The sequence below is a fragment of the Microcystis sp. M53603_WE2 genome (assembly GCF_030065435.1).
In genome coordinates this window covers 1-7,846 of sequence record NZ_JASJFF010000684.1, presented here as the reverse complement: position 1 = coordinate 7,846, position 7,846 = coordinate 1, and the positions used below count along the sequence as shown (strand labels likewise).

Sequence of the window (7,846 nt, the reverse complement as noted above, 5' to 3'; positions counted from 1 at the left end):
TGAAAATTGGCTGCCGGATTGGGAAGATATAAACAGCGATAAATCTTCCCAAGCGAACTAAAGATTAGCTTCACCTACCCGGTTTACAAACATTATAATCTTCGTGAGAGATAACCGCTTCTGGGACGAGGAGATTGCCGTGGTCGCGACAGATGAGGCGATAATTGCGGGTAACGGGGATACTGATAATAAAGCGATCGTGTCGCAATCGTTTACCGTGGAAATCTCGATAATTGCGGTGATCTTGCAATCCTTGCAGGATTTCCCTAGCTTTAAGTACCACATTTTTCGGTAATTCCCGCAGATCGATCGGATCTTGGGAAAAAGTGGCTTCCCAGGCATTTTTTTGACGTTTTCTTTCTTCCCAAGCGGCATCTAGTTGAGCGCAATGATGGCAGACTTGGCCATAACCCTTGTGACCACAGGGAAACTTCTTCTTTCTTCTGGACATAATACCATCTGTCTGTAAGGCTGTGAGAGAGTATTCAAAAGCGGTAAAGCTTGCTTCACTTTTGGCAGATGGAGAAGAAAGTCTTTACCTAGTGATTATCTATACTTACCAGCATACAGGGATCGATCCCTCGTTTGGCCATTGACCAGCAAGAAAGTTGATCTTGGTTAGTTGGGGCCGGCTTTTTGGATAAGACTTTTAGGCTTTTTGGCTATCAAAAAGTGCCGGTCATTGGAGTGATCAGGGGGAAAATTCAGGTAATTTTTCCCTGAAAATGGGTAAAACCCCACACCCCACAACCTACCCCCAGGAAATTTGCTCACCAGCAGGATCAAGGCTGCTTAGAATAATTCCCATTCTTGGGTTCTTAAACGTTTGAGAATGGCCAAACGGCTGCTAAAATAATTGGCGCACAGACGACTATAATCGGTTAAACGCAGGTTATTTAAGCTAATTGACCAAGACCAAATATAGGCCGCTTGGGTGAGATACTGAAGACAAGATAATTCACCATCGGTTAAAGGCACTGTTTCATCGTAGCCTTGGATGAAACCATGGCGAACCTGGCGATTTAAGCCGGATTGTAGGGAAACTTGCAGAAATTTAGCGATATCAAAAACTCGCCAACCATAACCGCACTGATCGAAATCAAATAGGGTCATCTGATTATCAGGGGTGATATGCACATTACCACTATGAGGATCGCCCCAACAAATGCTCCAATAGGGAGATTCTGTCGGTAATTTAGCGGTTTCTTCCTCTATTTCCCCAATGGTTTCTAAAACACAGTCTAGGTCGCTCGGTCGTTGGTGCAGAAAAGGTGCGATAATTTGCAGGGAATCGTCGAGAAGATATTTGAGGTTGAGGGGATGACGATAGGCTAGGGTTTGAAAATCTGCTGTCACCCGATGTAAATTAGCCACGATCGCCCCTAAATGATAGGCTTGTTCTATATCTATGTCCCCAATAGCAATTCCTCCAGGAGCATAGGGAAAAAGGACGGCGTAACGTTTCCCTTCCGGAGCCTTAATTTCTACGGATAAATCACCGTTTTTGGTGCGAATTGGCGCAGCGACGGGAACCTGAGAGCGATCGAGATAATCTAATAATTCTAACTCGAAGTCTATTTCCATTTTGCTGCGCCAATGGCAGTGAGACACTCGCAAGATGTAGGGAGTTGTCAGGGTTTCGAGGAGATACACATCACTTAAACCCCGATGCCAAAATTGACAATTTTTCGGTACATCAATCTCGTAACGAGAAAAAACTAAATCTGCTAGGGCAGCAGGAGCAAGAGTGGAGTAGAGTGTGGGAAAAGTCCATTCTCCAGTCCGAAAATTGGCAGCGGGAGAACTAGAAGGCAGTAAATTGAGCGAAGCCTGAAAAGTCGTCACGGTTCCCTCCCGATGCAAGTATGGACAACGCTCGCATCATCCTATTTCATAGCCCACATATATTACAAATTGGTTCGAGCGCTCCGTATATTTCGCTACATTCCTCTGACTTGAAAGAGGGTGTAGGGTCTGGGGTGTGGGGTGTAGGGAAAGAAACCTCTTTCATCTGTGGGGGTGAAAATTTTTTCATCGGGACTGACTCCTTACCCCACAGTTAACTTTACTTTTGTCCAACTACTTATCAGTACCCCAAAAATTAATATAGGAGCTGCTGAAAAAGTCTTTGAGTGGCAACGCTGGAAGAGTTTTTGATGCTTTAACATCTACCTACTAACCGCCGATTCTAACATAGTAATTGTTCCCCGATTAGCATCAAATTCTACTGCAATACCAATAGCTAGAGTCTCGATAATCTCCAAATGTCCGATCATCAAACCTAAACAAGCGGGAATTTTTAAGGGTTGGATGTATTCTCGGATCACTTCTTCTAAAGTCAGGGAACCATAGTCACTATCGGCGCTACAATTGCTACATTGACCGAAGATAAACCCAGCTAAATTATCGAGAATTCCCGCTAATTTTAATTGATTTAACAGGCGATCTATTTCATAAATATCTTCACCAATATCTTCTAAAAATAGGATAGCACTGGTAAAATCTGGTAGATAGGGAGAACCTGCGATCGAGGCTAAAGTGGTTAAATTACCACCGATTAATTTACCTTTTGCTTGACCTTTAGTAATAGTTTGAATCCGATTTTTTACCCGCATTAAACGATTGGCATCATCGGGATCGGGAATATTTCTAAAAGTCAACTTTTCCCCAGAAAATAAAACCTGTCGAAAGCTTTCAGTTTGAGCGGTGCGCCAACTAGAAAAGCCATTGGGAGCATGGAAAGTAACTAAACCAGTTTTGGCATAAATAGCTAATAATAAAGAAGTTATATCACTAAAACCACAGATAATTTTCGGATGACGGCCAATTAAATCGTAATCGAGATAAGGTAATAAACGAGCGCTTCCCCAACCGCCGCGAATTGGTAAAATTAAGGCAATATTATCATCGGCAAAAAATTGATTTATATCCGCGGCTCGCTCGCTATCTTTACCGGCTAGATAACCATAACGATCTAAAGCGTGTTGACCAACTTTTGGGACTAATTTTAAAGCTTTAACTGCTTCAATAACTATATTCAAATCATCTTCTTTAAAAGTTGCCCCCGCCGGACTAATAATACCCACTCCGTCCCCCGGTTGTAGATGTGGCGGTTTAATTAGAGGAAAATTATTACTAACAACTTTTCTAGGAATTAGGGAAAAACTAACAGCAGTTAGAGCGGAATTAATGAAAAATTGACGGCGCTTCATTCTGATAGTTTTTAGAGAAATTGCCAGGGAAATAAGAATTTAAGTAGGTAGGCGTTAAAAATTATCAGATGCCCCCCTTATTAAGGGGGGATTAAGGGGGGATCGAGGGAAAAAAAAAGTTTTCACAATTGCCCCAGCTAAGAGGACAATTAATGCCCAAACCTGATATTTTTGGTTTCCTTCTAATGAGTTTAGTCGATTTTCTATTCCCTCAACTTTTCCCGTTAACACCGCTTGTCCTACCTTTAAATCCGTCACATCTTTTTGTAACGAATCGATTTTACCCTCCATCCGCGTCAAGATAGTTTCTAGGGAATAAGTAACCGTTTCCTGAGATTGATTCATTTGTTCAAGACCTTTTAGTTAATTTTTGCCCTAGAAAAGCAATTATGCTTCCGATTTTGCCATATCGCGAATGATATCGCCGCGGGTGATAATACCAATTACTTTGTGGGTTTCTTCCTCAATCACCGGTAAACGACGCACATGACGATCATACATTAACGAGGCCGCTTCTTTCAAAGGGCGATCGGCTGTGATACTAATAGGTTTATCGGTCATTACTTCCCCCACGGTTTGACCGAGAGCTTTATGGAGTAATTTCTCGTGACGGCTAGGATTTTGTAGATAGATGACACTATCGAGGAGCATAATGTAAGGAGGAGCTTCTACTCCCGTTTCCTGCCACATAAGGTCAGTTTCGGAGATAACCCCAATCAGTCGCATATTGTCATCCACCACGGGTAAACCACTAAACCGCTTTTCGGCCAAAATTTTCACTGCTTCGGATAGAGAAGTGTTAGCGGTGACGGTGATGGGATTGGGAGTCATGATATCGGCAACTGTTTTCGTCATCTTAGCGACCTGCGACAATAATGCTTTCTCTCTCCATCTTATCATTAGGGTAATCAGTCACCGCTTAATTATAACTATTCTTAAATCTTCGGGCGAGAAAATGTTCTAACATAAAAAGGAAATGGGATATTAATTTAGTTAGTTGACAAGGAAAAAGAAAAATGATCGCTCAACCTCAATACCCAGAAAGAATGACCCCGGAAGAGTATCTAGAATGGGAAGCTACCCAGGAATGTCGCCATGAATACATTGATGGGGAAATTATCGCCATGACTGGGGGTAGTCTGCCCCATAATGATATTACCTTGAATTTTTACAGAACTTTATATTCTCATCTCCGTCCGCGAGGCTGTCGAGTGAATGTATCTGATGCGAAAGTACAGGCTAATAATAGTCGTTATTTTTATCCCGATTTGGTGATTAGTTGCGATTTTAGGGATAGAGAATCTCGTAATTTTATTCAACATCCACAAGTGATTATTGAAGTGCTTTCCCCTAGCACAGGAAACTATGATCGCACCAAAAAGTTACAATATTATCGTCAGATTGCCAGTTTACAAGAATACGTTTTAGTCGATGCCGAATCGATCAGTGTTGAGGTTTATCGCCGCGGTGAAGATAAAATTTGGTTTTACTGCGCTTATAGTCAAGGGGAAGAAATTATTCTATCTAGTCTCGATTTTCACTGTGCGATCGAGTTAATCTATGAAGGGATAAGTTTCAATTAAAGAAAGTTTACAAACAGGTCAAACATTCCTAAACTTAAAATAAATACGTCCCGATTTTTTCGATAAATTCTATGTTACCGCCCCTATTAGTTCTTGATCCCTTGTTAGAAAACTGGTTACGAGAAGATCTCGGTAGAGGCGATCGCACCACCCAAGCAATTTTCTTCGGTCATGCTAAAATTGGTCAAGCTAGTTGGATTGCCAAGGAAGCGGGAGTTATTGCTGGTTTACCCGTAGCTGAACGAGTTTTTCAACTGCTTAACCCCACTATTCACTTTACCCCCACCGTTGCCGAGGGGGAATTCTGCCCCAAGTCTAAAGTTATTGCCGAGATAGAAGGTTCCTTCGATGCGTTGTTAATCGGGGAAAGAGTCGCTTTAAATCTTGCCATGCGCTTGAGTGGAATCGCTAGTGCCACTCGTCAGTATGTGGAGAAAATTGCCGATTTATCGACAAGATTGGTGGATACTCGCAAAACTACCCCGGGATTGCGAATTTTAGAAAAATATGCCTCTGGTATCGGTGGCGCTATTAACCATCGTTTGGGGTTAGATGATGCAATTATGATTAAAGATAATCATATTCAAGCAGCGGGCAGCATTGAGGAAGCAGTGCGTCGTGTACGGCAAAATATGCCCTATCCTCTCACAATTGAGGTAGAAACCAGCCAATTAGAAGAAGTGAATCAGGCCCTGCAGCAGCAGGTAGAGATCATTATGTTAGATAATATGGATTTAGAGATGATGCAAACTGCTGTGGAGATGATCCGCAATTTTAATAGTAAAACCAAAATAGAAGCATCGGGAAATATTACCCTCGATCGCATTCGCAACGTTGCCGAAACAGGAGTAGATTATATTTCCACTAGCGCCCCAGTTACCCGTTCTACTTGGTTAGATATTAGTATGAGAATTGATTAAAAAGCTATATCAGTTATCAGTGATCAGTGATCAGTAGGTAGTGGGGTAGTGGGGTAGTGGGGGAATTTCAAGTAAAACCCTAAAACCCTAACACCTCAACACCCTAAACCCCTAAATCCCTATCACCCTATCACCCGACTCCTGAATTCTTACTCCTGACTCCCATCTATTCTAACCTCGATCGCATCGCCAATATTTAGGTGTAATTGCTTTTGGGCGCTACCACTATTGACGGCAATTTCTAACCCCCCGTGACTACCGATAAAAGCGACTATTTCCCCCCAAGGAACATCACTGTAGGTGTTTTTTGCGGGGATAATTTTTGGACCCAACCGCACCGACCAATTTTTTCCCTCTAGGAGATAATCGGGAATATTGCTGATTAAATTGCCGAAAATGTCAATATATTGAATTTGACCCCTGATTTTATCTTCCTCGATTTGCGGAACAGCGATCGCTAATTGTTGCAAGCTATCGGGATCAATAATCTCACCTAACATTTCTAGGGGTACTCCCCGGGCCAAATAAGCGGCCACAGCAGCAAAAATATCACGACCGTGAAAAGTAGTGCTAGGGTTAGGGGTGCGCCAATAGGAAGAATTATCGAGATTAACGGCAGATATAGCGGGAGATTGGCTTAAAATGCCACTAAATAAACCATTATCTGGACCAACTAAATAACCACCGGCAAAACGAATCCCTACCCCGCGTCTTTTGCTTCCTACCCCCGGATCTATAACTGCCAGATGAATAGTGCCTTGGGGAAAATATTGATAGGCATTCAGGAGGATAAAACGACCAGCGTAAAGGTCTTGGGGCGAAATTTGATGATTCAGATCGATCGTGCGAGCATGGGGGGCAATTCCCGCAATTACTCCCTTGATCATGCCCACATAACCGTCCTGTAGTCCAAAATCGCTAGTAAGGGTTATTATTGCCTTTTCCGTCATCGACTTGTCCCTATGGTGGCCAACACTGTTAATAAATCTTAACGCTAAATTCAGTAGCTAAAGATACAGTTTACCAAGGAGAATGTTATGATTTAGATATAAGGTAAGTTAAGTCGCTCAAAAGTCTGTCCACCATGAACAAAAATCGTCAGCAAGTCCTAACACAGGCCACCGTGGCCCATAGGGAAACACTCCGCAGAAATTTACAACACCGACTGGAAGTAGCTAGAGCGCAGGGAAATGAGGCTCTAGTGCGTCAATTGGAAGCAGAGGCGGCCTATTTGCACCTTCGTTAGATTTAATCGGTGTTTAGCCATAGTCTAGTTGTCGGTTTCTAGTGATCGGTATGCCGATCACTTTTTTTTGGGCGAATTTTTTTAAAAAAATTGCCGATATCTCCACTGGCAATCCTTAAAATAGAAGGAACAGCAGTTTAGAGATCAAATAATTATGGCTTTTTTCCGGCAATATATCGCCCCGCTCCTGACTATCTTCGTGTTTTTAGTTGCTCTGGTTGCCACTGGCATCCGGATTTTTTTACCGGCAGATTTAGCGGCACCCGCTCCGATCGAGCCATCCCTGGGCATAATTTTCTCTTATCCTTGGCATGGCTAACCTTCCCGAAGATTATCAGCTGCGACTGGGAAAACCGAGCGATCGCTATCTACTAATTAATTTTCTCACCCGCAGCTATCAAGAATTTTTTCCCGAACAAAAAAACCTCTCCCATCTAGCTGATACAGTCAGACAGTTTTTTTGCCTCGATACTCCCCTGTGGATCGTCGAAGGACAACAAACGGCGATCGCTTGTCTCTGGATGGGGAGCGCCGTCGATCAGGTGACAGGCGATCGCTATGGTCATATTTTCCTAATTTACGTCGATCCCCAGCATCGTCGCCAAGGTATCGCCAGCGCACTAATCGATCGAGCTAAGGATTGGGCAAAAAGTCGCGGACAAACCCGCCTCGGTTTACAAGTCTTCATCAATAACGACAATGCTCTCAATCTCTACCAAAATCTCGGCTTTCAAACTCGCTCTTTGCTGATGTTGAAAAATATTTAGAAAAGGAGTCAGGAGACAGTATTCAGGAGATTATTTTTATTTATTCTCCCCACACCCCACACCCCACACCCCACACCCCACACCCCACACCCCACACCCTACACCCCACACCCCCACC

12 protein-coding genes are annotated in these 7,846 nt (G+C 43.0%); 5 read left to right on the top strand and 7 right to left on the bottom strand.

Annotated elements, in window-relative coordinates; translation table 11 throughout:
• Positions 1 to 70 precede the first annotated feature (70 nt).
• The 6 genes from PX481_RS14825 to PX481_RS14800 form a co-directional block, all read right to left on the bottom strand.
• Positions 71 to 451: a DUF7682 family zinc-binding protein gene (locus tag PX481_RS14825; RefSeq protein ID WP_002735921.1), complete on the bottom strand. Its 381-nt coding sequence runs from the start codon at positions 449 to 451 to the stop codon at positions 71 to 73.
• A 341-nt stretch (positions 452 to 792) separates the two neighbouring features.
• Positions 793 to 1,845: a phosphotransferase enzyme family protein gene (locus PX481_RS14820; RefSeq protein WP_288026585.1), complete on the bottom strand. Its 1,053-nt coding sequence runs from the start codon at positions 1,843 to 1,845 to the stop codon at positions 793 to 795.
• Positions 1,846 to 1,891: 46 nt separating this feature from the next.
• Entirely contained in the window at positions 1,892 to 2,035 is a 144-nt protein-coding gene (locus PX481_RS14815) for a hypothetical protein (RefSeq protein WP_192846056.1), read from the bottom strand.
• 133 nt (positions 2,036 to 2,168) lie between these two features.
• A complete protein-coding gene (locus PX481_RS14810) occupies positions 2,169 to 3,212 on the bottom strand; it encodes a S66 peptidase family protein (protein WP_288026582.1) in 1,044 nt (347 codons plus the stop codon).
• Positions 3,213 to 3,266: 54 nt separating this feature from the next.
• Complete coding sequence (locus PX481_RS14805) at positions 3,267 to 3,557, bottom strand: hemolysin XhlA family protein (RefSeq protein ID WP_002760030.1); 291 nt, start codon at positions 3,555 to 3,557, stop codon at positions 3,267 to 3,269.
• Positions 3,558 to 3,599: 42 nt separating this feature from the next.
• Positions 3,600 to 4,067 (bottom strand): CBS domain-containing protein, encoded by a 468-nt coding sequence (locus PX481_RS14800; RefSeq protein WP_012265148.1) that lies wholly within the window; start codon positions 4,065 to 4,067, stop codon positions 3,600 to 3,602.
• Positions 4,068 to 4,228: 161 nt separating this feature from the next.
• On the opposite strand from PX481_RS14800, the gene PX481_RS14795 reads away from it, so the two are divergent.
• Both PX481_RS14795 and nadC read left to right on the top strand, forming a co-directional pair.
• A complete protein-coding gene (locus PX481_RS14795; protein WP_002760032.1) occupies positions 4,229 to 4,795 on the top strand; it encodes a Uma2 family endonuclease in 567 nt (188 codons plus the stop codon).
• Between the two features lie 71 nt (positions 4,796 to 4,866).
• A complete protein-coding gene (gene nadC / locus PX481_RS14790; protein ID WP_002765455.1) occupies positions 4,867 to 5,715 on the top strand; it encodes a carboxylating nicotinate-nucleotide diphosphorylase in 849 nt (282 codons plus the stop codon).
• A 149-nt stretch (positions 5,716 to 5,864) separates the two neighbouring features.
• Here nadC and PX481_RS14785 read toward each other — a convergent pair whose 3' ends face one another.
• Positions 5,865 to 6,665 (bottom strand): SAM hydrolase/SAM-dependent halogenase family protein, encoded by an 801-nt coding sequence (locus PX481_RS14785; RefSeq protein ID WP_288094848.1) that lies wholly within the window; start codon positions 6,663 to 6,665, stop codon positions 5,865 to 5,867.
• A gap of 134 nt (positions 6,666 to 6,799) precedes the next feature.
• On the opposite strand from PX481_RS14785, the gene pirA reads away from it, so the two are divergent.
• The 3 genes from pirA to PX481_RS14770 all read left to right on the top strand — a co-directional run bounded on the left by pirA (position 6,800) and on the right by PX481_RS14770 (position 7,728).
• Positions 6,800 to 6,961: an arginine synthesis PII-interacting regulator PirA gene (gene pirA, locus PX481_RS14780; protein WP_002733724.1), complete on the top strand. Its 162-nt coding sequence runs from the start codon at positions 6,800 to 6,802 to the stop codon at positions 6,959 to 6,961.
• Between the two features lie 154 nt (positions 6,962 to 7,115).
• Positions 7,116 to 7,280, top strand: a complete 165-nt coding sequence (locus tag PX481_RS14775; protein ID WP_002760035.1) for a DUF8624 family small hydrophobic protein — start codon at positions 7,116 to 7,118, stop codon at positions 7,278 to 7,280.
• Positions 7,273 to 7,728, top strand: coding sequence for a GNAT family N-acetyltransferase (locus PX481_RS14770; RefSeq protein WP_288026578.1), 456 nt, complete (start codon positions 7,273 to 7,275; stop codon positions 7,726 to 7,728). The genes PX481_RS14775 and PX481_RS14770 overlap by 8 nt, the downstream gene beginning before the upstream one ends.
• The last annotated feature ends 118 nt before the right edge of the window (positions 7,729 to 7,846 follow it).